Below are 24071 nucleotides of genomic sequence, written 5' to 3'. Positions count from 1 at the left end.
ATCCTTACCTTGTATTCAAAGAACAATTCAACTAGCTATGATTCGTTGTAAATAATTACCCCTCTTCTAAGAAACCAGATTTAGTTAGGCAATACCTTTGCCAAAATAAGAGCCTACAAAAATTTTGGCAAAAACTGGCAAAATCCCCCATAAATAAGCGTGGAGCTTACAAGGTAGCTTGGACTGTCAAAACCTTTATATTACGGGCAATACGTAAAAAAACCTTGCGGGAAACCTTAAAGGAATTTTTAGGACTTATTGTTTTTGCCAAACCTCAGAGAAAAGGGAGTTAATATTCGTTGTGACGATTTCTGGCACAATTCAGTAGTGATTCTAATTGTTCGTAACTAATTCCTAAAATTTGTTTTGTTCGTAGTGGATACTTTTGGATATAATCAAAAACCATAACTAATATTGGAAAATGGTAGACACTCAATTAAACGTTTTACCATTTTTATTTTCCTAAGTTAATATTTCGGACAAGTCTAGTGATAGCATCATCAACTCACCCTCGTAAATTGGTAGAGGTATTGCTTCTCAAACGGTTTTTCTAACCACATTGATTTTATGCAATACAAACCGTATAGTGAGGCATCCATCCAGATGAATCTTGGAATAGACGAATGGCACGAATCCGGCGGTCGCTACAAAGATCAAACCAGTGCAGTGTTCCTTTGGGAACGACCAACAAATCACCAGTTGCAACTTCAACGCTAACTACCGGGCTGGTTTGAGGATTGATGTAGAACACCCCATGACCCTCAATTATAAAGCGGACTTCGTCCTCATCATGCCAATGTTCCCGACGGAATTTTGCCAGCATTGCGTCTAGATTGGGTGTATCGGCATCTATATCAATAACATCAGCCGTTATATATCCACCTGCTTGCTTTGTTGCTTCAATCTTAGATGCATAAGCATTCAGAATTTCATCTGAAGTCGAATCTTTGGTTACTAGGTAAGAAAGTTGCCATTGCTCGTAAGTAATACCGATATTGTAGAGATAAGCCTTAATTTCAGCTGAATCAGTTAGCTTGCGATGTTCCTCAAGGATATTGAGAGTAGCCATAAACGCCTAAAGATTTGCTATATGTGGTAGTATTATTAATCAAAGCCTCTATTTAAGAGCTGTACAATACGTCGCTCAGACATTAAACAGGTAACGCGAGTTTGCAATACGTTAGCTCAAATAAAAACTCCAGAATCTCTAAATGTCTTCTTGCCTGAAATAGAGTATTCCCCCATGTATAGAGTCCATGTCCACTTAAGCAGAACCCGTAGAGACAAGGTTCTCTTTCCAGCAGAGGGCGGATATCTTGCCGCAATTGGTACATATCCTGAGAATTTGGCAGGATGGGGACATGGATGGTTTCGTTGTAAGTTTGGATACCTTCCAATCCTTTCAGCATCTCATAATCTGAAATTGTCAATTTCCCTTGTTTACAGAATTTTTCAGATAACAAGGTACTAAAAATAGAATGAGTGTGTAAAACTGCCCCTGCGCCCGTTGCTTCTACAATCGCCAAGTGTAGCTGGGTTTCTGCGGAGGCTTGCCCGTTACCTCGAATGACTTTGCCATTGCCATCGACCTCAATCAAGTCAGCAGGCTGCACCGATCCCTTATCTACCCCACTGGGAGCCATCAATAGGGTTAGAGGATCTCGATTGAACACGACACTAAAGTTGCCTCCTGTACCTGTTGCCCAACCTTTGGCGTGAATATTAGTGATCGTCCAGCTTAAGGATTCTCTGAAGTCTACAAAATTGTTGTTAAAGGAGTTTTTATCACTGTACTTTATCATAATCAATCCTGGTTAAGCCCTGGTGAAATTTGATGTTTGCGATTTGATTGTCTTGGCGAATGGAAGTCTCGCCAGAAGAAGGGCGCATCAAAAATCCATCCCGATTGTGGCTAATCAACTTGCTTAGTACTTACCACCACTTTTAAGTTAACAATGCCATGATTAACCACTTTTCTGGTCAGTCTTCAAGCTCAGGTTTTGAATAATTGTCTAGATAAAGGTCTACACGAACCAACAGATCGAGTTGTTAATAAATTTCCAGAGCATCAGTCATGGGACGAGGGTAAAGGCTGGAAAAATCTACTTAACAATTTACGTCTAGTTGTTCAACCTTACCAATTCTTTAATTTACTTAAACCTGGGCTTAGAGTTTTTCCCATTTCACATTTATCGCTTGGCTTTTTCACATTAATTGCCCTAATGAATCGAATGCGAGGTGCTATTCCAGACACCTCATGTTCAGAAGATTTCTTATTTTCCTCTGCAAGCGAGTGATGGAAGAGCGCTAACATATTGAGCAAGTTTCCGGTACCCAAGAACGCAACCAATCAGGAGCAACGCCAATTCAGCAGAAGGTTCGGGAACCGGCTCAGGCTTCAGTGCTGAAAAGGCTAATTCTCCTATTAGCTCATCAGCAGTGGTTGTCGGATGGTAATCGTCCCAGAATAAATACTCGTTCGGATTGTCACATACAACGACGCCGATTAGACAAGAGTCGGTAACATTCGTGAAACCAAATTCTGTCGGAGCGGTGATCACCCTATTAAATAGGGAATTAACATTTGGACAATGGTTAATGAGCTGATTAAAGACCAAAGCTAAGAGTTCGCTGCCCATCAAAATCAACGAGCAGCACCTGGCGTGTTTTGGCGGTGAGGCTAGCTCCCAGATTTAGGGCTGTGGAGCTTTTCCCAGTGCTGCCTTTGAAGTTGAAGATGGCGACTTTTAAGATTTGATGCCATTAAGGTTTAATAGTTCCATTTCGGATAGCCAAACATAGACAAAGCGTTTAACTAACTGCCTACTTTGGGTTTGAGCAACGCCTGCGCCTTACTCAACAATAATCCTGGTACATTGATGCAGATAAGAGTCAACAAAGTACCTAATTCACTGCAAAGACTTCGTGAATTACGCCGCCGTCACCGGTGCGTCCCTTGCCGATTGCAACGATATTATTCAGCCATGCGTACCGCTCATCACCTGTCTCGAATAAAGGATTGATCCTGAAATAGTATTGCTCCTCTGCGCCCTTCGGATCGTCCGGCTTTGAATAATCCACTGCATACTCAAAGTTTTCTGTACTTGCGACCATCCGTCCGCCATAAGTCATGAGAATGATCGCCCCGTCATGCGTCTTGAGGCATTGACGAACGTCGATTGCGCCGGACCCATCGGCCCGTATTCTAGACCAATCGCCACCGGACATCGGGATAACCTCACCTTTGAGTTTCGGTCCATCGAAATGTCCGGACTTGGCCATAAATATCATGCGGTGCCCATCGGGGGCTTGTCCAACATCCATCGGCGGTTGAATCTGTATTCTCGCCTCGAACAAAAATTTGGTCTTAAGCTCGGACATCGGTATCTCCTTGGTGTACATCGCTCCTGACGGCGGGGTCTAATTTGCCGTTACAAAACTTGCTGCTTTTATGCTTTTAGAAGCGGGGGACTTAAGCCCCCAGAATTTAGTTAAGTGACATTTACATTTAACTCCAATCTCCAGTCTGCTAGCGACTTTTCCCAAGCCTCTTCCCACTTCTGCGCCAGAAAGGGTTTTGCTTGATACCCTAAATCGTAGCCCTCCTGAATGAGACGTACAATCTGGTTGAAATCTCTGTTCATCTTGATCGTATTCAGGAACAATGCGGCAAGAAATACCACCATACTCGAAGAGTGAAGTTGCGCGACCTGAAATCCTGCCAGCTTAATTCCCGCATCAACATCGTAGCCATATCCTGTAACGGCGTGCCAAATATCATGGGTTTGTCGCACACGCATATTTAAATAGCTCACGTCATCTTGAACCTCGACTTTGGGATAAAACTCTTGCTCAAATTTTGATGCTCGCAAGTTAGAGGCATAGGTAAAGCCTAAGGAATCTTCAGGCAGCTTGAGTAATATTTCTAGATTGGGAGTCGGTGCAATATATTGTTCTTCAAAAAGTTGAGCGATTTCAGGATTAGACTTGAGATAAATAGCCTGGGAAGCAGAAACTTCATGGTTGGCTAACGCAGCCTCAATATCAAAAAATGCGTCGATATCTAGTCCGTCATTGATCATGAAAACGAAACCTTGCAGAGCTTTTAGAAGTTCTGGAGTAAGCGATAGATTCATATCAGTATCGATAGTGGAGGGAGATTTTGACATTGGGAAACATTAGATAATCAAATTTACACAATGAATTCTGGCTCAAGCGCAATCATTCTTGGCAGGTTAAAGAAAAATTTATCTTGTCAACTTGTAATCAACTGCGCTAGCACTTCAGGTTGATCTTCAGGTACGAAAGTACGCGATTTTGCAACACGCTCTAGTCGAGCATTAGGGAAGGATTTTGTGAGGCGTTCAGCAAAGCGATAAGAAAAGAATGGATCGTTTTCACCCCAAACAATTAAAACTGGCTTGTTAAAATTGGGAAAGGAACGGGCTGCTTCAAGAGTGTAACGATTTGAAATACCACGCGTAGCTTTGGTTAGATCGTGACGCACGCCAGAAAAACGAATTAGCGGTGTAAAGTATGAGGACTCTTGTTCTGGTTCCAAGGGTCTGTGTGCAAGTAGCCCAAACAAGAGACGTCTAGCTAAACTCCAGCGCATTAACTGTGCAAATGCAAAGAAAAAGCCTGGTATGTGAGCGGCATACTGAAAGGGACGGAAAGCCAGCGGTAAAAAGTTTTCAAAAGCATCACAGTTAGTAAGTACAAGTCTTGATATTTTTTCAGGGTAGTGGTTAATGACTAACTGGCATATAGCACCGCCTGTATCGTTGCCAACTAAGGTAACATCATGTAAATTGAGGGCTGTGAAAAAATTTCCTACTAAGTGAGCAATACCAGGTGGAGTTAAGTCGGCGTCGGGGTTCATTGGTAGGACATGGGAGCCTAGCGGTAAGTCTGGTACAATGCAGCGGAACTCGCCTTCGAGTAGAGGTACAACATCACGCCAGAGTCGTCCGTTAACCAGAAACCCGTGTAGAAAGACTAATATCGGTCCTTGTCCGCGATCGCTGTAATGAAGTACGCCTTGAGATAGCTCGACAGTTTTATATTCCTGGGTGTTATTTTCTTGAGCGTCAAAACTCATGTTATCATCCTGTAAGTGAAAAAATATCAAGCTTGCTTTTTCATCTCAGATTAGAGATTAGAATGGCGTAGTAGCTCGTCGAGGGAGTTATCTTCGCCGGGAAGAGTTTGTTGTAAGTCCCCAATTGTTTCAGCATAGCTGGATATAAGTGCTATAGTTTCATCGATACTTTGCATTGCAGATTTCAGTTGTTGGTCGTTAAGAGCTTTTTTGAGCGCAATGTCAAACTGAGCTTGAACCCAATCGTTAGCGCCGCGATGCAATTGATTTAATGGCTTGCGGTGATGCGATCCCTGCAAAGCAGCAAGCAAAATTGCGTAAGTTGCAACTTCACCAGCAACTAGTGCAGCCCAACGTCGAGCAGAAGTGCGATCGCTAAAGGGAGCGATTGATTCTGACCAACGTGCATTAATTTGTCCGATTGCTCCTTTTAAACTTTCCCAAACAGCAGGGGCGTTAAGACTATTGCAGAAAAAGATTTGTAATTCCTCCCTGGGTTGGAATAAAGACGAACCAAGAAACATATTAAGAGTTTCAGTGGGACCTTCAAAAATACGGAATATCCTAGCATCTCGCAGTATTTGAGGAGCGATATTAGTCTCGATATAACCGCGACCGCCTAAAAGTTGAATTAGGTTATCAGCGGCTTGCCATAGACATTCCGAACCAAATGTTTTGCAGACAATATATGCTTCTCCTGGTACAGAATATCCATTATCGACTAATTCTGAAATTCGAGTTATTAAAGTCTCCAATGCTGTAATTGCGGCTGTTAGATTCCCTAACCGTACTAAAGTTACCGGATTATCAATCAGGCGACCTGTAGCAACATCACGCCGCGTTGCATAACGTAGCATCAATTGGGCGCAACGCTTCATCCCGCCGAGACTTTTAGCTCCAATCGCCAACCGGGTCAATAACATTGCGTCCTGAGCAACTGCCATACCAGAACCAATTTCCCCTAGCAAATTTACTTCAGATACAGGTACTTCGTCAAAATGTACTGTATTCTGAACCATGCCGCGCATTCCCATTGTCACGGCTTCTGGTCCATGACGTAAGCCGGATGTTCCCTGACGCAAGGCAAAACCAGCAATTCCTATTGGCTTATTATCAGCATCAACTAGCTTGACAAAGGTATTGATTAAACCCGCCCATGAAGCAGTACCGCTCCAAATCTTTGTCCCGCTCAAGCGCCAACCACCTTCTGCATCTGGTATTCCGATACTTGCTAAACTTCGTGGGTTTGAACCGGCACCCTGTTCTGTCAATGCGAAGGCAGCTAGTTCGCGCCCCTGAGCCAGGATAGGTAGGAGTTCTTCACGAAATGTTTCGGTTGCATATTGTAAAATTGGGCGAATTCCCAGAAAGTTATTGACCACCACAAAGGTAGCTAGCGTAATATCAATACCAGCTATTTGTTCGATAACACGCATTGCATCGTAAGTATTTAATCCTAAACCTCCATATTTTTCAGGTACTTGCATCCCAAGTATTCCCTGATTGCCAAAATCGAGGACTATATAAGGTGGTATGCAACGGCGCTCGTCGATCAAGCGGGAATTAATGCGGTCAGTAGCATAATTACGCAGCCATTCTATAATGCTATTAGCTCTGTCTCTACTTATATCTGATTGCGTTATATTTCCTTGGCTAATAAGATTATTAAAGTTGTTTTTTGGTGTTAAGTGATTAGTCTGCATAATTTTGTAGTCTTCAGTCTAATAAATAAGGGGAATTATTCGCTTTGTTTGCTGACAATAATTTATCCATTGTTGACCGAACTCGTGCTGGAGTAGATTTTCTTCATCATAAATTCGCCATGCCAGCAACAACGTCATTACCCCAGTTATTACCAAACCCGCAATTGAAAGGTAGATGAATGAAACTCCTAAAATCCAAAAAATCAAACCCAGATAACGAGGGTGGCGTATATAGCTAAATGGTCCATCTGTCACTAATGTATGTCCTTCTTGAAGTGTCAAATTGAAACTATATTGTTGACCGAGGTGTATTGGTCCCCAAAAGGACAAAATTACACCAATAGTAAAAATTACTAGCCCAACATATCTTAAAGAATTTTCAGCTTTAATTTGCCATAGATTGTGGCGATCGCAGTATGGCAAGAGGCTAAACATGATTACGTAAAGCAGGATGCTCAACCATAACATGACTTTTTGACGAGTTACCAGTTTATCTTTCACCCCTTCACTTAAAGTATTTGGAGGCATCAAGCATGCATAAACAAAACTCATCAACATTACAGCCAAGAAGAAAATGACTCTGACTGGATTTGCCAAAAATTCTGTTAAGTCATCTATACCCCAACCTAAAAGCGGTATACCAATCAATAAAAAACCATATATTATTAAGCTCAAAATAGCTTTTATGCTTAAAAATTGGTTATAAATCATCATCCAACTCCTGAATATTTGATGCTTTATATGCCGTCAGCTTATTAACTTACTTCCGAACTAGCTTGGGTACTTTTTTGATCCAAGACATAGCACCTTCCCATTTATGAGGTCCATTGAGCCTGTATTGTGTAGAAAGCATTGGACCTGCGAAAATTTCCTTCAAAATTGTCCAGTTTTCCCACACTTTAGGCAGGGCATTAATTTCCTGGGCGATGTCATCCATGTAGTCAAAAGCTGAAACGCGCAAGCTACGGTATGCACTGTCAAGCCAGCCTTCTTCCTGATGTTTTCTGTGGTATTGGATTTGTGCTTCCATTGCTGCTTTTGATGGTAACTCAACTTCACCAGAAATGACTTTAGAAAACCAACGTGCTTGCAGTTCAGAGGTGGGAAAGATGACGTTTCCGTAAACAAATCCGATAAAGCCACAGTTGGGTAATTCCGGGGGAAATACCATCTTATAAAGATTTAAGTTTTTTTGATGGTCTTCACCTAAATATTCATCCATAAAAGGAATTTTAACTTGGTAGCCTGTTGCATACACAACAATATCTACTGATTCGCTGCTGCCATCTTCAAATACAACTCTATTTTCTTCAAAATATGAGATATTTGGTTTTGTTTTGATTGCTCCCAACCGGATGCGATTTAAGGCATCTTCATTAAAAACAGGACCCGATTTTTCTGGACCAACATCTGGTTTAATACCACAAGCCTGGTGATCCAACATAATCGGGTAAAACTTTTTCAAGTGGATCAAAGATAAGATTTGGTGACGGAAAGGGATATGTTTATTCAGGCGAGTAACGATAAAATCAAAAGGTATTCTTTCGCAGTATCTGGGAAGTAACCAACGATTTTTACGGTAACTCCAAATTGCTTTATTAGAGCTATAGGATGCAGTGACTGCAATATCAACTCCGCTCGGACCATTGCCAACAATTATAACATTTTTGTCTGCAAAAAGTGAAGGCTCTTTATAATCTTTGGAATGCATAATCATTCCTTTAAATTTATCTTCACCAGGAAAATTTGGCCATCTAGCATCATTATAAATCCCACTACAAACAGCGATCGCATCAAAATTGAAGGTAGATTGACCGTCAGGATAACTGACAGTGACTTCCCAATCATTATCCTTTCTGGAAACTTTCTCGACTGCTGTATTGAATTTGATATGTTTTCTAATATCAAAGTGGTCTACGTAGTCATTGAGATACTCAAGAACTTCTGTATGGTGAGGAAACTCACTGGACTCCATCGACATAGGATAATCGGAAAAAACACTAACATACTTTGAGTGTTGGAAGTGAACTGTACTAAAAGCTCGTCCACTAGTATTTTTAAAGACCCAAACACCACCAACTTGATCGCTGCTTTCAAAAACAGTAGGTTCGTGACCATCTTCAAGAAGACATTTTGCTGTAGCAATACCACTAGCACCAGCACCAATGACAGCAACTTTACATTTACGAGTAGAATGTTGGGAAGATTTTAGTAAGTTCATAAAATAATCTTAGTATTGTTTGAAAAAGGGGGAATAAGGAATAGAGAAAGGAGATTAAGCTTCTTATCTCTCTATTAGACTTTATTTTTAATTCCCTAACTAAAGTGTAAAAAACCCATCCTCTAACATTTCCTGCAAACTTAAATTGAAGGCAGTACAAATAAGCTCTAGGTCTTCTTGCGTGTGGGCTGCGCTCAACATTAAGGTATGGAGTTCGGGCATATAAATGCCGTGTTTACGCATATAGTATGCTAAAGCAAGATTGACTTTAAAATTACTACCAGCTTGCTTTTCTCGGAAGTAAGTAGCGGTTTTATGACTAAATGTCAAAGAAAAAATCGAACGATTTGCTTTTACTTGGATTGGTACACCGTGAAAGTGACCAATTTCTAGGAGTTTTTGGGCAAGCCAATTAGTGTTATTGTCAAGTTTTACATATATTTCTGGATGTTCTTTGAGATAAGTTAATGCAGCTGTTCCGGCAAGACAAGTCATTGAGTTTCCACTCATCGTTCCGCCAACAAAGGCTTTCTTTTCATAGTCAGAGAAGGGATCTTGAGAACTTTTACCAATGTCAATCAGGTTCTTTTTACCAACAACTGCACCACAGGGAAGTCCTCCTCCAATTACTTTACCTAAGCAAGTCAAATCAGGGAAAATTGCTGCAAGGTTTTGTACGCCGCCATAGGCTACCCGAAATCCCGAAACAACTTCATCAAAAATTAGAGGAATGTCTAACTCTGTACATATTGCTCTCAGTTTTGTGAGAAAATCAACGTCGTAATTAGCTAGTAACGAAGGCATTGGTTCGCAAATAACGCAGGCTAACTCAGATGCTTCTGAGCGCAATCGCTCTAAACCTTCAATGTAGCCGTATTGCAAAACAAGAGTATTTTTGACTGTAGCACTGTCAGTTCCTTGAGTTCCGGCAATCGGCTGAGGATTGAACTTTTCACCTGTAAAGCGAAACCAGGAACTAACCATCCCTTGATCTGAAAATCCGTGATAGTGTCCCTCAAACTTCGCTACTCGATCTTTCTTTCTGTAAGCCCGGCACAGACGGATTGCTTGTAAAATGGATTCTGTTCCCGAGTTGGAGAGGATTGCTTTCTCAGCACCCGGTAAAGCCTCAACAAGCATTTCGGCTAGTCTTAATTCTGCTTCATGCCCAATTGCGTTGACAAATCCGTTGGTAAGGGCTTCAGAAATTGCTTGGTTAATGACAGGATGGGCGTAGCCTAAGAGATGAGGACCATAACCGCATGATATGTCTACGAAAACATTACCATCAAGGTCTTCAATTTTGCTTTTCTCAGCCTTTTTGACAAATACTGGATAAGTGCTGGGGAAAAAATATCGGTTAATGTGGGTAGGTGCGACTAAGGAATTATCGGCGCGATCGCGCATTGCTAAAGAGGAAGGAGCCGTTTTTTGAAAATAAATATCAAAAGTTTCTTTGACTTTTGGATTCATATAAGGAGAGTAACGGTCTGTAAACTTACGTGCATTCTCCCAGATGTCAATATTGGGATCGATTTGACTTGCAAAGCCTTCACAAGATAAAAAGACCAACTCAACTTTTGTAAAATTAGTTGTGTACCGTGCGCGATACTTACGCAATACCTTGCTAACATCTTGGAAATAACTAACTGTTGACCATTGCGTTGTACTGATATCAAAGTGATATTGTAAAACGTTTTCGATTTCTTGCGCGTACTGATTCCAGTTTTGATTAATGTAGTCTTTATCTGTAACAAAGTGCTGAGTAAAACGCTCTACAGCTACATCCCATTCTTTGCGAGTACAAGCGTAGTAAAAAGATGATAAACCCCATTTTTCATCTTCGCTTAGTTGAACAGTAATGCCATAGTCTAGGAGGATAATCGAGCCATCTTTTGTAAAAAAGATATTTCCAGGATGGGGATCACCATGACATAACCCATGCATATAAAGCATAGTATAAATAGTATCCTGAAACCTTTGAGCGAGAAGATTACGTTTTAATTCAACTTTGTGAACATCTTTTCCTGGGATTCCCTCCATGAACTCCATAAACAATAAGTTAGAAGTTGAAAGGTCTTTAATAATCGCCGGAACCCTGACATAAGGATGATTTTTAAAGTTGTTATATACTACTTCCTGATTTTGAGCCTCCTGCTTCATGTCTGCTTGAATAATCAGCAAAGTTCTTAATTCTTGCAGACGCTTTGGTAAACCTAGTTCTCGTACAGATGGAACTACAGAATCAAGGATGGCAACAAATAACTGGATAATATCCAGATTTTGTTTAAGTTGATTACGAACATTTTTTTTAACAACTTTAACAGCGACTTTTTGTCCAGTTAATAAGGTGGCTCTATGAACTTGAGCAATCGAAGCACTAGCTATTGGCTGAAAAGAAAATTCACTAAAAACGTTTTCAAATGCTAGAGGCAAATCTTTGGTGATAATTTTCCTTGTATCAGCCTCATCCATATAAGGTACATTATCTTGTAGTTCTCGTAATATTTGTACCCAATTTGGTGGAATCAAATCGGAACGTGTTGCTAAAATTTGTCCAATTTTGATGTAAATCGGTCCCATGTAGAGAAGATAGCGGTAAATCCATTGCCCTTGTTTTGAGATTCGCTCTTCTTTATTTGTACCTACAGTAGTCAGAAAATATCCACAGAGGTAAAAAAAAGTTACGCTAACAAACTTGAAAAGTTGCAACAACATGAACTGTTAAACCTCTTGTTAATTAATCATTTGTTATTTGTAAAAAAATGGCTCTTCATTACTTATTAATACGTCTGTAAATCAGCTTAAAACCCTTAGTGGGCAATAATAACAGCCGTTAATCTTAGCGCTTGAGGGAAAATTTCTAAAATTGAAGCTATAACTCCCTGTAAGGCTTGATTTTCAACGCAAGTGACGGACTTTAATTAAAAGTCCAGCATAATATGTACTGAAGAACCAAGAAAATATGAGGAGGTAGATAAATGGGATACCCCTCTTATTAACTCCTTAATTAATAGACATTTCCGAAAACAGTCAAAGCCTCTTTGTGGCTAGCTTATAAGCTGCGTTTTCCAATTTGGAGATATCTAATAAATGAAAGAATAGGCACAAAAAGACATACCTGCACTACCAACCCAACCAGCAATCCGATCTCCTCGCTTAATCTGTCCGGCCTCGATAGCTGAAGCGATGCCTGTGGGTACAGAAGCAGAAACTAGATTTCCATAAATTGGATAAATATGCCAAAGCAGATGTTTGAGGTCTAATGCTTCAGCAACTTTGTCCCACTCTCTTTTTGACGATGCATGGGGGAAAATTGCACGTATCTCCTCAATCGGAGCTTTTAAGCATTTAAAGATATTGATGAACTCCTGATAGGCATTGGCGTGCAACTCAACTCCAAAAGAGGTAAATTTGTTAATCCCATTTAACCCAATACGTCCAGAAGGTGTGCAATAACCTTCGTATCCATCTAAAGGTACGTTGCACAAATCTGCCAAGTCTGGACGAGATTTAAAGTGAAATTCCCATTCTCGATCTGGATCGTAGGAAACAATTGTTGCTGTCGCGGCTTCTCCCAAAGTATAAGCTGGAAAAGACCATTCAATAGCTTCAATATTCGGCAGTTGGAAAACACTAGGAAAAACTGCTCCACCGAAACGCATATTACACTCGGCGTTAACTATTAAAGCTCGTTTGTAACGACCGGTTTGAAATAGTGAATTGACTATATTCAACACACGAGTCCAACTCATACAAGCATCGAGGATATCAAAACACTCTGCGTGTTGCAAACCAAGACTAGCTGCAACGTGGTAGGCTGCTGCTGGTTCTATAAATCCTCGACCAATACCTGTATAGATCAGTAAATCTATGTCATCTTTGGCGCAGTTTGCCTCAATAATTGCTTCTTGAAAAGCACGAGTTACTAAATCAATTGGCTTTTCGTCTTTGTCTAACCAGTAACGGATATCTGAACCTGAATAGCGAAGGAAAAAATTTATTTTACTTAAAGCTGCCTTTAAATCTCCTGCAAAGATTGGTTGGCTATATTCCTCAATCAATGCCAAAATATCATCATTTGTCAGTTTCTTTGTTGGCAAAGCAGCCTTGATTGCTTCAATTTTCATGTGATTTTATGGAAAAAAGACAACATTTTTTGCTCATCGGAGGTTATGGTTTTGCCTAATAACTTCCTTAAATAAAGAGGAGGGCGAAAGGATTTATAGAAGCCCACTATGATGTAACTTTAGAGACAAAAACCGAATTTTGAGTTTGAGAAATTTGCTTGGCTAATGCATCAATTGATGGAGAATCCCACAACCAATCAGGAACAATTGAATAGCCAAGCCAAGTTTCTAAATTTCCATGTAAATTCATACTATCCGAGGAACTAAGACCGTAGTAAGTAAGAGATTGATCGGGATCAATTTCTTTTATATCTAAGTTTCTCTCTTTGGCAATCCACGAAATTAGCCAATCCTGAGTCCCTGATTTGATGATGTTGGATAAGTTATTTTGCATGGGAAATTTACCTTCATTTATTATTTTTTTGTTTGACTTATCTTTCCAATCTCCAACTACATCTAATTGGTTATTTAAAAATTGAGTGTGACAAGCCTTACGTTGAATTTTGCCACTAGAGGTTTTAGGAATACTACCTGTTTTTAGCAGTAATACAGCATATATCTCTAATTCATGTTCTTGAGATACTGCTTTGCGTATAGCTTGAATTACTTCATCAGCGTCCAACTTCCGCAGGTAACTACGCTCGATTTCACAAACAATAACAAGTCTTTCTTGCTCATTCTCATCAATGGCAAAGGCTGCGCTATATCCCGAACGTAAACCGACGTGACTTTGTTCTGCTGTTAGCTCGATATCCTGAGGATAATGATTACTACCTCGGATGACGATTAAATCCTTAATTCGACCTGTGATAAATAACTCGCCATCTTTGACAAAACCCAAATCACCTGTTCGCAAGAAGGGTCCCTCTCCATTATCAGTTAGATAAGCTCTAAATGTGCGCTGAGTTTCTTCAAGTCGTCCCCAATATCCCTGAGCAATACTAGGACCTGATACCCAAATTTCACCAACTTGACCGGATGGAGATTGAGTGAGAGATTCAGGATTTACAATGACAACTTTTGAGTTTAATACAGTACTACCACATCCAACTAATGTCCTTGTAAATGCTTCGTCAGATGATGCTTCGACAATTAAATTGTTTGTCAGTGAATCTGCTCGAACAGTTAAAATTGTTGGCGAGTTCTTCTTTCTTGCAGATGACACTTTCAGTGTTGCCTCTGCTAGTCCGTAACCTGGGTAGAAAGTACTCCAACGGAAACCATAAGGTGCAAAAACGTGATAAAAATTTTCTAATGTCTGCTTTCTGACTGGTTCTGCACCATTTACAGCTATCTCCCAACGACTCAGGTCTAGATTTTCACATTGTTCTGGTTTGATTTTGTCAGCGCATAAATCATAAGCAAAATTTGGTGCGCCACTGTGAGTAGCTTTGTAGTCGGAGATTGCTTTTAGCCATCGAATTGGTTTTTGAGTAAATGAGGCCGGTGACATAAATATACATGGGAACCCATTGTAAATTGGTTGAATCACCCCGTATATTTGTCCAAAATCATGAAAGTGAGGTAACCATGATACGAGAACACTATCAGTCCCTGTTTTCCATGAAATGGCTATTTCTGCTGAGTTCTCTAAAGCATTCTCATGACTAATCATTACACCTTTAGGTGTTGAAGTAGAACCAGATGTGTATTGAAGATAAGCAATAGAAACACTTCTGACTGATTTTGACTCCCATTGTTCAGCTAAACTTTCATCAATTTCGTCAGTTGCTAACCATTGTAGTTTTTTTAAATCAGGAGCATGATTTAATAATGTTTGTATATTAATGAGAGAACGACTATTTGTCAGAGCAATTTGTGCTTGAGAATCCTCCATAATTAACTCAATCCGAGACATCTTTCGGTTGTTTCTCGGCGAATAGAGAGGAATCGCAATTAATTCTGCGTAAAGACATCCAAAAAAGGCTGCTATATAATCAAGTCCTGGCGGGTAGAGTAATAAAATTCTCTCTCCTGGAGTTGATATATTCTGCAAATATACAGCAATACTTCTAGCTTTAGCATCTAGTTGCTGATAAGTTAAAGTTGTCTCTAGTTCTTCTTGCTCTTCTAAATACGTAAAAGCAGTTTGATTTGGTTGATGTAAAGCTCTATAGCGTAAAAGATCAACCAAATTAGAGAAGTTGTTGTTGATACAAATGCTATTTGTAAGTGTTGTAATTATCTGATTCATTGGAATTATTTTAGAGTGAATAGTCATTATGTTAAATTGGACGCAAAGTTCGCCTCTTGTGAAATTAAGGCATCACTAAACGTTCACCCGCTAAATAGGCATCTAAATAAGGTGCCATACTCAACCGTGAAGGTGGATGGAATGCAAGTGCTCTGGAAGCTGCTAGCAAATAGGCAACTTCTCCAGAACTAATAAACGCCATACCGCCGAGTAACTCTGCTGATGTTTCGACAGTTCGTTCTATAGTACGTTGCACTGAATAACGAACAAATAAAGATTGTGCAACTTCGGTGTCGCTGTTCCCACCAAGCATAATCGAATGTGCAACAGCTTCGAGTGCTGCCATTGCTCCTTCGACTTCAATTGCCACCAATGCGCGTTCGCTAGGCGTACCTTTACGTTCTGCTATTACCCGCTCAACAAGGGCGCTGGCTACACCTAAGTAGGAAGCGGATAAAAATAACTCAACCCAAATAAAAGCCTTAGCCAGGATGTTTCCTAAGTCCTCTGGTTTACCTAAATAGTAAATAAATTCCTCTGGGACAAAGACTTCGTTTAAGATTATTTCATCGCTTTCTGCTCCACGAAGAACCCAAGTATTCCAAAAAGGTTTACGCTCAATACCTGGTGAATCAGCTGCAATGATCACTAATGCTAACTGATCTTCATCTCCTGATTTACCGGGAACAATGGCACTTGCCGTCAAAAAATCCATTGATACGGACAAGCTACAAGGCTTTTTACTACCACTAATAAGTAAACCATCGGCTACTCGCTGGGACTTCATAGTTGGTAACAAGATACTTGTACCTGTTTTTCCTTCAGCAAAGCCTGAAGCTAAATAGAGATTGTTCTCAGCAATAGCTCTAATAAACTCTGCAACAGATTCATCAGCAATGCTTTCTAGCAAAGCTGCTACTGTGCAATGATGCATATTTGCAGCGATCGCTAAGGAAGGTGAACGAGTGGCGATCGCTCGCTGAATCTGAGTGAGTTGCAAAGGTGTAGCACCAGACCCTCCATATTCGCGTGGAATCAACAATCCTGGACCGCCAAGTTGACGAAAAATTTTTAACGCGGGACTTTCCTTATCTTCCATCTCAAGAAGAGATTTTTCTTGAAGTTGGTTATCAAGGGTTGGTAGAAATTTTTCGAGAGTAGCACGTTCTTTGTGTAAAAAATGCATTTTTAGATTTTGCTTCAAGGGTGAGTGGGTAGTGATCTCGCTTCCTGTTAATTTAATTTAGTAAAATTGTTCAACCCATTCTCGGAATTGGTTGATGCTGTGTTCTTCTTTGTAGAGAGGAGGATTCTCCAGAAAAATTTTGTGATCCCAAACCATTGCATCTCTATCAACTTCTTCGCAAGCTTTCTTGGTCAGTAGTTCTATTAATAAACGGGTGATGGGAACATTAATGAATTTCTTCAGTTTTGTGACGCATAGGGCTTCGGCATTTTCTTTATCAATTGGCGTATGCATACAAACAAGTCGCCATTCTAGTACTGTCTTTCCATTAGCTTTGAGAGAGACAAGATTTCGATTGCAACCCAATCCATACTGTTGATATGTAGTATGGAATTCGTTGATACCAAGCAATCTAGATATAATGGGTACTCGAACTTCATAAGAGGCAATATGAGTACGTATCAAACCATCTAATTCCAGAGATTCGGTGAGGACTTTACCAAACCTTGCCTTGTGTAAATGGCTGAAATGTGCAGTATCTGAATTATTCTCGGCAATTTCTTGTATGGAGCAGGAAACGTTGCGTTTATACATTTGGATTGCAGATACCCACTCTCCAGAAGAAAATTCAGGAAATTCGGGCATTTCCCAAGTAGGAGGTTTTCCTTCACTGTGGTAGTAGGCGTAGACTGTACCATTAAGTTCAGCTACTGGCCATTTGCCAATTTGAACATTTGGATTACTACCACTGTGAGGGTAAGGAACATGATTGCAGTATCCCTCTTTATGCCAAATCCAACCGTGGTAGGGACATTGGATACCTTCACCTCTTACCTCTCCTCCGTGACCTAAATGCGCTCCCAAATGGCGACAGTGAGCATCAAAGACACAGGCTTCACCACTTTCTGTGCGGAAGAGAACAATATCCTTGTTAAAGTAACGCAGTGGCTTAACTTCGCCTGGACGAAGGTCTTTACTAAAACAAACACGATACCAGCTATTAGGAATTGGGTGAATTCTGATATTTTGATTCAAGCACATAATCGTGACTCTCTGAATATTATCTCAGCTATCTCTAACAACTAATCCCAGCTACTGGGCTAATTTCTTCAACTTGTTTTTCTGTTTTGTTAATTTGCGCTACCTCAAAACTATAAGCAAATGCTAAATCATCTTGATAGAGCGAGGCGTTTAGCTCATTATCACGCTGGAGAATCTCTTCTAAATCAGATGGAATTAATTGCTTATTCAGAAAATTTCGATAGCATAATTTTCCTTGTTTTTCGCTTGTTCTAATTACTTCGTGCATTAAAACTTCAAAAGTTTGTCTGTCGATACAACTTGTAACATCTGATAGTGAATACTTGTCGATTGAATGCTCTGACATCTTCTTCATGTATTCGATCAGATTGCCTGTCACAATCTCGACTTTGGTTGTTGCTTGACGGATTGCATGATAATTTTCCTCAAGTAAAAAGTGAGGGAGACAACGTCTTCCAAGATATCTACCATAGAACATGAAACTAGTCCAGTTATTATTCCGCACTAAATGATGATTGAAAGTGTGATTCAATCGTTCTATTAAGTAATCGCCAACATTTACATTCATTTCCACGACATATTTTGGATCGTTGAGAATGAGGCTGATTGACAAGGGTGAAAAGCCGATACGAATCAGAGAATTCCAGAAAAAACCAGAGATATGTTTATTGAAAATGTCACGCTGCTCTTCTAAGGTTGAAGCGCGAGCAATCTGCCCCAGTTGTCTACCATAAAGTAGACGCATTAATGGCGCAACGAATCTAACGTAAAATAATTCATGACGTCCTGAAAAAAGAATTCCTTTTCCAATTGCCCACCGATTGGCTTGAAAATAAGCAAATGCTTGAGGAGATATTTGCTCCTTGAATGAGCAAAATATATCCCACCGATTACGGCAATCTTCTACACCAAAAAATTGAAGTAGCTTGTCATAAGATAAAGCCCGAATTGCTACTAGCTTCAATTCGAGCAGGTAATTTTGACCAGGTGAGTAATCTACAGATATTAAGGACTTGGGATTGCAAGCAAGAAGGCTGAGAGTTCGGCATCCGCTACCTGTGACACAAAGTACTCTGTCGTTTGATGTAATATCTAAAGCTCGCAACTCCGAATATGAATCTTCATCGCAGGTACTGTATAATATCCACTTTTCTTTATTAGATTTTTGCATATAACTTTCTTCTTTAATTAGGCTTCTCATGGCAATATTGTGAGCATCTGCATGTGTCATATTTTGATTTCCTCAAATTGGAGTATATGTCAAGTAACTTTATACAGAAATAGGAGTAGTTATTGAACTAGTTAAATTCAATTTACGGTAAATCCGAACGATAAGTTTTCCAATTGTAGGAAATGTACCATTTAACTCATCGTTTAATTTAATTCCAAATGTTTGCTCAATATTCATAACAACCACTAGTATATCTAAGGAATCTGCTCCTAAATCATAAGCAATATCTGCTAATCCAGTTACTTTATCTGGATTTATATTTAATTGGTTGCCTACCAGCAATTTGACTTTTTGCATTATTTCCAACTTTTTCAATTGTTCGTAGTAAATTTTGGTTTTTATTTCCTCTATGAGATTAATAATTTCACTCAAAATAATAATAATCTGCTTATAATTTTGAAGATCATTTTGAGTTAGCTGTTGATTTTCGTAAGCTTTTATCCAGTTCTGACAAATGTTTTGGCTATCAACCTGGAAGTCCCAAAGATTAGATAATACCTGGTTAAAATCCAATAAATGATCGTCAAGCGAATTTTGAACATAAGGCATAACTTTTAATATTTTTTTTCGTTATAGTTCATAATTAAACGAGTATTAGTAGCATCGTAACAGAAAACCGAGATAAGTCATATTACACGAATAACACAAAAAATTTTAGGTGCTAAAACCTTGACTATTCGTTAAAAACTTAGTTTTTTAACGTCTAATTTAGCTACTAAAAACCTCAATAAAATTCTTACACAATAAGACTTTTAAGGTTAACCTAGTTTTCTGTTCCAATGATTCTCATACCAGTTTATAAGGGAGTTGATTCAAATCTAAAATCAACTCTTTACATTAACTATATTTAATTTATCAAAATTCAACAAAAATACAATAGGAAAAAGTCAGGTAAATATTTTATATGAAATTAGGTAGTAAATTAATCAAAGAATAATAAATCAGGATTGATAGGTGAGAAATTTAAAGAAATAGGAATAAATCAGGTTGGGGTTGAGCCGGGATACGCGCAAGTGCGATTCGTTGACTCGATCGCGACCTAAAATGGAGTTCAGCCGGGATACGGGGTAAATATAGCGAAGACACTGTTGGCGAAATATTTCTTCACATTAAAAAGTGATGAAAATTAATCAATTTGGAGAAATATCGACATGGTAACAATTTATCTAAGCGTTCAGGATGTTAATTATCTTATCCCTGCGGAAGTAACCAGAATTTTCGTGCAATATTACGTTGCCAAAATTGTTAAGCAATATTTCGCCAACAGTGTCAGCGAAGCTGTCACCAGGGGCAATATAGCTTGAAAGTACTGCTATAAATGACTTTCAGACTATAAGCTTCTCAGATATCCTAACACTAGTATTTTTATACACATTCACCCCGTCTCAATTGGCAACCTGACATTAAGATCCAAACGAAAAGTACCATAGGGATTAACGTGACCCCAAATTAAAGGTGAAAGCGCCCGCAAATCCTCCAACTTCATCAACCGCATCCATTGTGGTTGCGACAAAACCTGCTGAATCATTAAAGTATTTATATATACCAAAGATATCTGGAGTAAATGCAGAGATAAAACAGCTAATTCTTGGTCTGACAAGCGATTCGTAGCAATCTCCCCACCCTTGCCATAAAACCCATATTTTGCACTTCAAGATGTATTATTAAATAAGGCAAAAATAATTACCAAAAGTTTTCATATTATTAAGTATTAATACTGGCAATTATTGTTGACTGGGCGATGCTTGTAGTAGTTGCGCGATCGCTAGATTTTGGAATATGAAAATATTACAAAATGAAGTCCAGAAAGTGGGATGATAAGTATTTTTGCTGCTCAAGAAATAGGGATGATCAAAAAAAGTGAGAGATAGTCAACAGAATCTCAAATTAATCGAACATCTAATCTGGAATATGTTGGTGGTTCAAGTTTTAAATTCCGTAGTCTCGCTACGGCGGCAAGTTTTAGCTGTTCAAATTTTAACTCATAAATTAGTGCTTGTTCGGCTAACCAATTAGTTAACTCTTTAGCATCGCTAACTTTGGTTTTAAGAAACCAAAGAATTCCCTGATTTGAGCGCGATGATATTTTATGCAGCGTCCTTGCCAATCGTAGTAAGAGTACTATTTCTACGTTACGCATGGCTACTTACAACACCCTGCGAAAATACTCCCGGTACAATTTGCAACTAGGCATTACCTGATTGTCCTGTTGGTGCACTAACCCCATACTGTGCAACTTATAAATTTGCATTGAATCTAATTCCACTGGCTCAACTAAAGTGACTACCTTTTTTAACGCTTCTTTTAAACCTTGAGCCTCTTCCGAGTGCAGCATCTCTAAGTACCACCGCAGATGGCTGCTGTAAATTCCCGCTTCTGTGGAAGCATCTTGTAATAGCTGCTTTAGCGTTGCCTTTGTAGTGTAAACTTCGTACATTGCTAATCGCAGTAGATAAGGATGTCCTCCCACTATATTCATTAATTCCTTTACCTGAGTATCATTCCAATTCAGTCCATGAAGGTGAGCCAAATCTAGTACTTGCTTGTGGTCAAATTCCAACAATGTTACTGGTAGCCCCGCATTAAAAGGAGATTGGTTCATATCTAAGGGGATATAAACTTCGGTAGAATGTGCAATCACCAGCCTTAGTTGTTTCCATTGCTCAGAAATTTTCCCTTTTTCATGCCAACTTCGCAGCATCCCGAAAAAGTCTTCAACCACTTGGTTATAGGGAAAAATCCGATCGACTTCATCTAACCCTAATACCAAAGGACAATCTATTTGTGGCAATAAATACTCCTCAAAGTACACGGTGCAGTTATCATTGCTACCTAAAATTTCTGTATCCCAATAATCTTTTAACCGATTTTCTAACTTTAACTTTCGACCAACTATTAAACACAACCAACGGACGAACTTGTCCAAATTCGTTAAAATTGCTCGTTCTACACTACTTAAATCCAAATATACCGTTTGATAGTTCTGGGATTCAGCATGAGCGAGAATCCTGGTAAGCAATGAAGTTTTGCCCATTAGCTTCGGTGCTTTAATCCGAATTAGGGAAGCGGGTTTAACAATTGTCTCATAACAAACAGACTCTAGGCCATCTCGCTCCACATAAAAAGCAGAACCTAGAGGAACTGAACCGTCTGGAAATGGTAGCTCTGCTAACGGGGATTTTGGCTGCTTGACATTGCTATCAATATCTGAAAGTAATTGCTTTTGGGAGGCTCTCTCCAGCGCTCCTTTAAAATTACTCTTTGTTACCTCTTCCCCTAATGCCTCTGAAAGCTTTCGCCACAGATGAAAACCCACATCTCCTCTGAGGTAGCTTACAGAGAGATGGTACTGCTCTGCCATCTTTTCATAAGTCAGACTCTCCCACGAGCCTCGAAGCACGTCTAATTCAATATCTTTGAGGTGTTCTCGAAGATTATTGAAGACAATTTGCTCGATAACCTGTTTAGCTTTCTCCCAAGTAAAGGCTAATTTTGAGTTCATGGATGCTGAGGAAATAGCTGTTTTTGTTGTTTGTCTATAGTTTCATGTATCGGAATCCAATCTGATTTCTAAGCTTATTTGCGTAGGCAGGGAATAAAAAAGACGAAATCAGTTCTTTCGAGTTGTACAGAGTTTTTTTACCCAAAAAATAAGAGTCCTATATATAGTAGTATAAAATACAATATATATATGACAGTCCTATCTAATCTGTTAAAAATGTTTTTTTAAGGTAGACACAAAGCGGTAAGGGGGTCGCAGTTTTGGCGGTTTCCATCGTTAGCGAAGCAGTAGCGACGAAGGAGCGTCACCCCCGAACCCGGAGGGCTTCCCGCTCACTACCGCAAAGAAGGTTCTACAGCAAATTAGCAGCAGCAACATTAACTAATGAATCAGAATGGCTGATTGGCAAGTCACCAACGAGTTGCCAGAAAAATATTCCGCCTAGACCTTGTTCTTTAACATAATTAACTTTTCCGAGGACTGATTGTTTATCTTCGTAGGTACTAAACTCTTGTTTTTGAGAATTATAAATATAGGGAACTTTGGCACTATCATCCCAGTAATATTGATATCCATTTGTACCCACTTGATCGTGGATATCTCTATACAAAAGTGGATCATTTACTGGGGTAGCACTTTGAAACAATCCATCATTGTTAGAACCAGGTTTCACTCCCGCCCAAGTGGGACTGTAGAGAGGAACTCCTAAGACAATATCCTTAGCTTCAACACCAGCACTCAAATACTTTTGAACTGACCAGTCAGCGTTGAGTTTGTCACTATTATATGATTGATCATTGTTACTTTTATACAAAGCAGCTTGGTGATTGGTTGTGTTTTCCCAACTACCGTGGTAGTTATAGGTCATTAAGTTGATAAAGTCAACATATTCAGAAGTAGTTTTCAAAACAGTTGAGTTTAAATCGTAAGGATCATCAGCGTAATCTGATGGAGACAATTGATAGGGAGAACCAGAAAGGGCGGTAGTCAGCAGATATTTATTTCCATCTGTAGTAGATGCGTTATTAAGTTGTTGACGTAGTTCACCTAGCAATTGAGTGTAATTACTATTCTCTTCCTTCTTAGGAAATTCCCAATCAATATCGATGCCATCGAAACCATTACTTTTCATAAAATTGATGGCAGACTGAGCAAAGAATATCCTAGATTGTGGCGTAGAAGCTGCTGAGGAAAAATCATTTTCTCCTGCACCACCGATAGAAACAAGGATTTTTAGCTTGGGATTTTGAGCTTTGAGAGATTTTAGTACATTGATGTCACCATCCTGACCATCTTGACTCAGTTTAACGTTACCTTGTGTATCGACATCTGCAAAGGCATAGAATAAATGTGTCAGCTTATTAACCGGAATAGTTTCAGGATTAGTAATACTACTAATACCCCAGGAAGGTAAGTAACCAGCTACAACATACTGATTATTCATTGGAGGTGGTGTTATCTGATTATTAGCTAGAGCTACATAAGTTCCATCTTGAGCAAAACCAATAATATCAGCTTTGCTATCACCGTTCACATCACCAAGCTGGCGTGGCTTTTGGTCAAAGCTAGTCCATCCTTCTTTATTAACAGATACCGGGCCAAAAGTTCCATTACTTTGAGCAAGAGAGACAGAGACATTATCATATCCAAAACCAACAATATCTGCACGACCATCACCATTCACATCAGCGAGTTGACGCGGATACTTGTCAAAGCTAGTCCATCCTCCTTTATTAACAGTAAAATTATCACTTATGCCTAT

At 39.5% G+C, this 24071-nt stretch carries 18 protein-coding genes and 2 pseudogenes; all 20 read right to left on the bottom strand.

Going from position 1 to position 24071, the window contains the following annotated elements; translation table 11 throughout:
- Nucleotides 1-565: 565 nt before the first annotated feature.
- Nucleotides 566-1069: a 1,2-dihydroxy-3-keto-5-methylthiopentene dioxygenase gene (locus V7K32_RS15220; RefSeq protein WP_334994560.1), complete on the bottom strand. Its 504-nt coding sequence runs from the start codon at nucleotides 1067-1069 to the stop codon at nucleotides 566-568.
- 82 nt (nucleotides 1070-1151) lie between these two features.
- Complete coding sequence (gene mtnB, locus V7K32_RS15215; protein ID WP_334994558.1) at nucleotides 1152-1802, bottom strand: methylthioribulose 1-phosphate dehydratase; 651 nt, start codon at nucleotides 1800-1802, stop codon at nucleotides 1152-1154.
- Nucleotides 1803-2607: 805 nt separating this feature from the next.
- Nucleotides 2608-2739: a ParA family protein gene (locus V7K32_RS28780; protein ID WP_442938749.1), complete on the bottom strand. Its 132-nt coding sequence runs from the start codon at nucleotides 2737-2739 to the stop codon at nucleotides 2608-2610.
- A 165-nt stretch (nucleotides 2740-2904) separates the two neighbouring features.
- Nucleotides 2905-3381 carry a DUF3237 domain-containing protein gene (locus tag V7K32_RS15205; protein ID WP_334994556.1) on the bottom strand — a complete coding sequence of 159 codons (477 nt, stop codon included), beginning with the start codon at nucleotides 3379-3381 and terminating at the stop codon, nucleotides 2905-2907.
- A gap of 110 nt (nucleotides 3382-3491) precedes the next feature.
- Nucleotides 3492-4169, bottom strand: coding sequence for a Coq4 family protein (locus V7K32_RS15200; RefSeq protein ID WP_334994554.1), 678 nt, complete (start codon nucleotides 4167-4169; stop codon nucleotides 3492-3494).
- An 86-nt stretch (nucleotides 4170-4255) separates the two neighbouring features.
- Entirely contained in the window at nucleotides 4256-5101 is an 846-nt protein-coding gene (locus V7K32_RS15195) for an alpha/beta fold hydrolase (protein ID WP_334994552.1), read from the bottom strand.
- A gap of 50 nt (nucleotides 5102-5151) precedes the next feature.
- On the bottom strand, nucleotides 5152-6804 hold the full coding sequence (locus V7K32_RS15190; RefSeq protein ID WP_334994550.1) for an acyl-CoA dehydrogenase family protein: 1653 nt from the start codon (nucleotides 6802-6804) through the stop codon (nucleotides 5152-5154).
- Nucleotides 6805-6822: 18 nt separating this feature from the next.
- Complete coding sequence (locus tag V7K32_RS15185; protein WP_334994548.1) at nucleotides 6823-7518, bottom strand: methyltransferase family protein; 696 nt, start codon at nucleotides 7516-7518, stop codon at nucleotides 6823-6825.
- Nucleotides 7519-7564: 46 nt separating this feature from the next.
- Nucleotides 7565-9025 carry an NAD(P)-binding domain-containing protein gene (locus V7K32_RS15180; protein WP_334994546.1) on the bottom strand — a complete coding sequence of 487 codons (1461 nt, stop codon included), beginning with the start codon at nucleotides 9023-9025 and terminating at the stop codon, nucleotides 7565-7567.
- 99 nt (nucleotides 9026-9124) lie between these two features.
- Nucleotides 9125-11743: an aminotransferase class III-fold pyridoxal phosphate-dependent enzyme gene (locus V7K32_RS15175; RefSeq protein ID WP_334994544.1), complete on the bottom strand. Its 2619-nt coding sequence runs from the start codon at nucleotides 11741-11743 to the stop codon at nucleotides 9125-9127.
- A 368-nt stretch (nucleotides 11744-12111) separates the two neighbouring features.
- Nucleotides 12112-13155, bottom strand: a complete 1044-nt coding sequence (locus V7K32_RS15170) for a 3-oxoacyl-[acyl-carrier-protein] synthase III C-terminal domain-containing protein (protein WP_334994542.1) — start codon at nucleotides 13153-13155, stop codon at nucleotides 12112-12114.
- A gap of 106 nt (nucleotides 13156-13261) precedes the next feature.
- Complete coding sequence (locus tag V7K32_RS15165) at nucleotides 13262-15349, bottom strand: AMP-binding protein (RefSeq protein ID WP_334994540.1); 2088 nt, start codon at nucleotides 15347-15349, stop codon at nucleotides 13262-13264.
- 64 nt (nucleotides 15350-15413) lie between these two features.
- A complete protein-coding gene (locus V7K32_RS15160; RefSeq protein WP_334994538.1) occupies nucleotides 15414-16535 on the bottom strand; it encodes an acyl-CoA dehydrogenase family protein in 1122 nt (373 codons plus the stop codon).
- Between the two features lie 57 nt (nucleotides 16536-16592).
- Nucleotides 16593-17576: a Rieske 2Fe-2S domain-containing protein gene (locus V7K32_RS15155; protein ID WP_334994536.1), complete on the bottom strand. Its 984-nt coding sequence runs from the start codon at nucleotides 17574-17576 to the stop codon at nucleotides 16593-16595.
- A gap of 34 nt (nucleotides 17577-17610) precedes the next feature.
- Complete coding sequence (locus V7K32_RS15150; RefSeq protein WP_334994534.1) at nucleotides 17611-18807, bottom strand: DUF3419 family protein; 1197 nt, start codon at nucleotides 18805-18807, stop codon at nucleotides 17611-17613.
- A gap of 39 nt (nucleotides 18808-18846) precedes the next feature.
- Complete coding sequence (locus V7K32_RS15145) at nucleotides 18847-19356, bottom strand: acyl carrier protein (RefSeq protein WP_334994532.1); 510 nt, start codon at nucleotides 19354-19356, stop codon at nucleotides 18847-18849.
- 826 nt (nucleotides 19357-20182) lie between these two features.
- Nucleotides 20183-20443: pseudogene (locus V7K32_RS15140) on the bottom strand (Tn3 family transposase); the annotation flags it as partial.
- Between the two features lie 261 nt (nucleotides 20444-20704).
- Nucleotides 20705-20928: pseudogene (locus V7K32_RS15135) on the bottom strand (DUF4158 domain-containing protein); the annotation flags it as partial.
- Nucleotides 20929-20953: 25 nt separating this feature from the next.
- Entirely contained in the window at nucleotides 20954-22309 is a 1356-nt protein-coding gene (locus tag V7K32_RS15130) for an AAA-like domain-containing protein (protein WP_334994530.1), read from the bottom strand.
- A gap of 352 nt (nucleotides 22310-22661) precedes the next feature.
- Nucleotides 22662-24071: glycosyl hydrolase family 18 protein (locus V7K32_RS15125; protein ID WP_334994528.1), on the bottom strand; the 1410-nt coding region annotated here is incomplete at its 5' end.

The sequence above is a fragment of the Nostoc sp. genome, from assembly GCF_036917635.1.
Taxonomy (GTDB): Bacteria; Cyanobacteriota; Cyanobacteriia; order Cyanobacteriales; family Nostocaceae; genus Nostoc.
The sequence above is the reverse complement of the archived record's forward strand: the minus strand, read 5'-3'. Positions and strand labels throughout refer to the sequence as shown.

What these genes read in the sequence shown, in the direction of transcription:
- V7K32_RS15180 (WP_334994546.1), bottom strand. Translation starts at nt 9,025, where the DNA reads ATGAACTTACTAAAATCTTCCCAACATTCTACTCGTAAATGTAAAGTT.
- V7K32_RS15205 (WP_334994556.1), bottom strand. Translation starts at nt 3,381, where the DNA reads ATGTCCGAGCTTAAGACCAAATTTTTGTTCGAGGCGAGAATACAGATT.
- V7K32_RS15170 (WP_334994542.1), bottom strand. Translation starts at nt 13,155, where the DNA reads ATGAAAATTGAAGCAATCAAGGCTGCTTTGCCAACAAAGAAACTGACA.
- V7K32_RS15200 (WP_334994554.1), bottom strand. Translation starts at nt 4,169, where the DNA reads ATGTCAAAATCTCCCTCCACTATCGATACTGATATGAATCTATCGCTT.
- V7K32_RS15220 (WP_334994560.1), bottom strand. Translation starts at nt 1,069, where the DNA reads ATGGCTACTCTCAATATCCTTGAGGAACATCGCAAGCTAACTGATTCA.
- V7K32_RS15185 (WP_334994548.1), bottom strand. Translation starts at nt 7,518, where the DNA reads ATGATGATTTATAACCAATTTTTAAGCATAAAAGCTATTTTGAGCTTA.
- V7K32_RS15190 (WP_334994550.1), bottom strand. Translation starts at nt 6,804, where the DNA reads ATGCAGACTAATCACTTAACACCAAAAAACAACTTTAATAATCTTATT.
- V7K32_RS15175 (WP_334994544.1), bottom strand. Translation starts at nt 11,743, where the DNA reads ATGTTGTTGCAACTTTTCAAGTTTGTTAGCGTAACTTTTTTTTACCTC.
- V7K32_RS15145 (WP_334994532.1), bottom strand. Translation starts at nt 19,356, where the DNA reads ATGCCTTATGTTCAAAATTCGCTTGACGATCATTTATTGGATTTTAAC.
- V7K32_RS15195 (WP_334994552.1), bottom strand. Translation starts at nt 5,101, where the DNA reads ATGAGTTTTGACGCTCAAGAAAATAACACCCAGGAATATAAAACTGTC.
- V7K32_RS15155 (WP_334994536.1), bottom strand. Translation starts at nt 17,576, where the DNA reads ATGTGCTTGAATCAAAATATCAGAATTCACCCAATTCCTAATAGCTGG.
- V7K32_RS15150 (WP_334994534.1), bottom strand. Translation starts at nt 18,807, where the DNA reads ATGACACATGCAGATGCTCACAATATTGCCATGAGAAGCCTAATTAAA.
- V7K32_RS15130 (WP_334994530.1), bottom strand. Translation starts at nt 22,309, where the DNA reads ATGAACTCAAAATTAGCCTTTACTTGGGAGAAAGCTAAACAGGTTATC.
- V7K32_RS15165 (WP_334994540.1), bottom strand. Translation starts at nt 15,349, where the DNA reads ATGAATCAGATAATTACAACACTTACAAATAGCATTTGTATCAACAAC.
- mtnB (WP_334994558.1), bottom strand. Translation starts at nt 1,802, where the DNA reads ATGATAAAGTACAGTGATAAAAACTCCTTTAACAACAATTTTGTAGAC.
- V7K32_RS15160 (WP_334994538.1), bottom strand. Translation starts at nt 16,535, where the DNA reads ATGCATTTTTTACACAAAGAACGTGCTACTCTCGAAAAATTTCTACCA.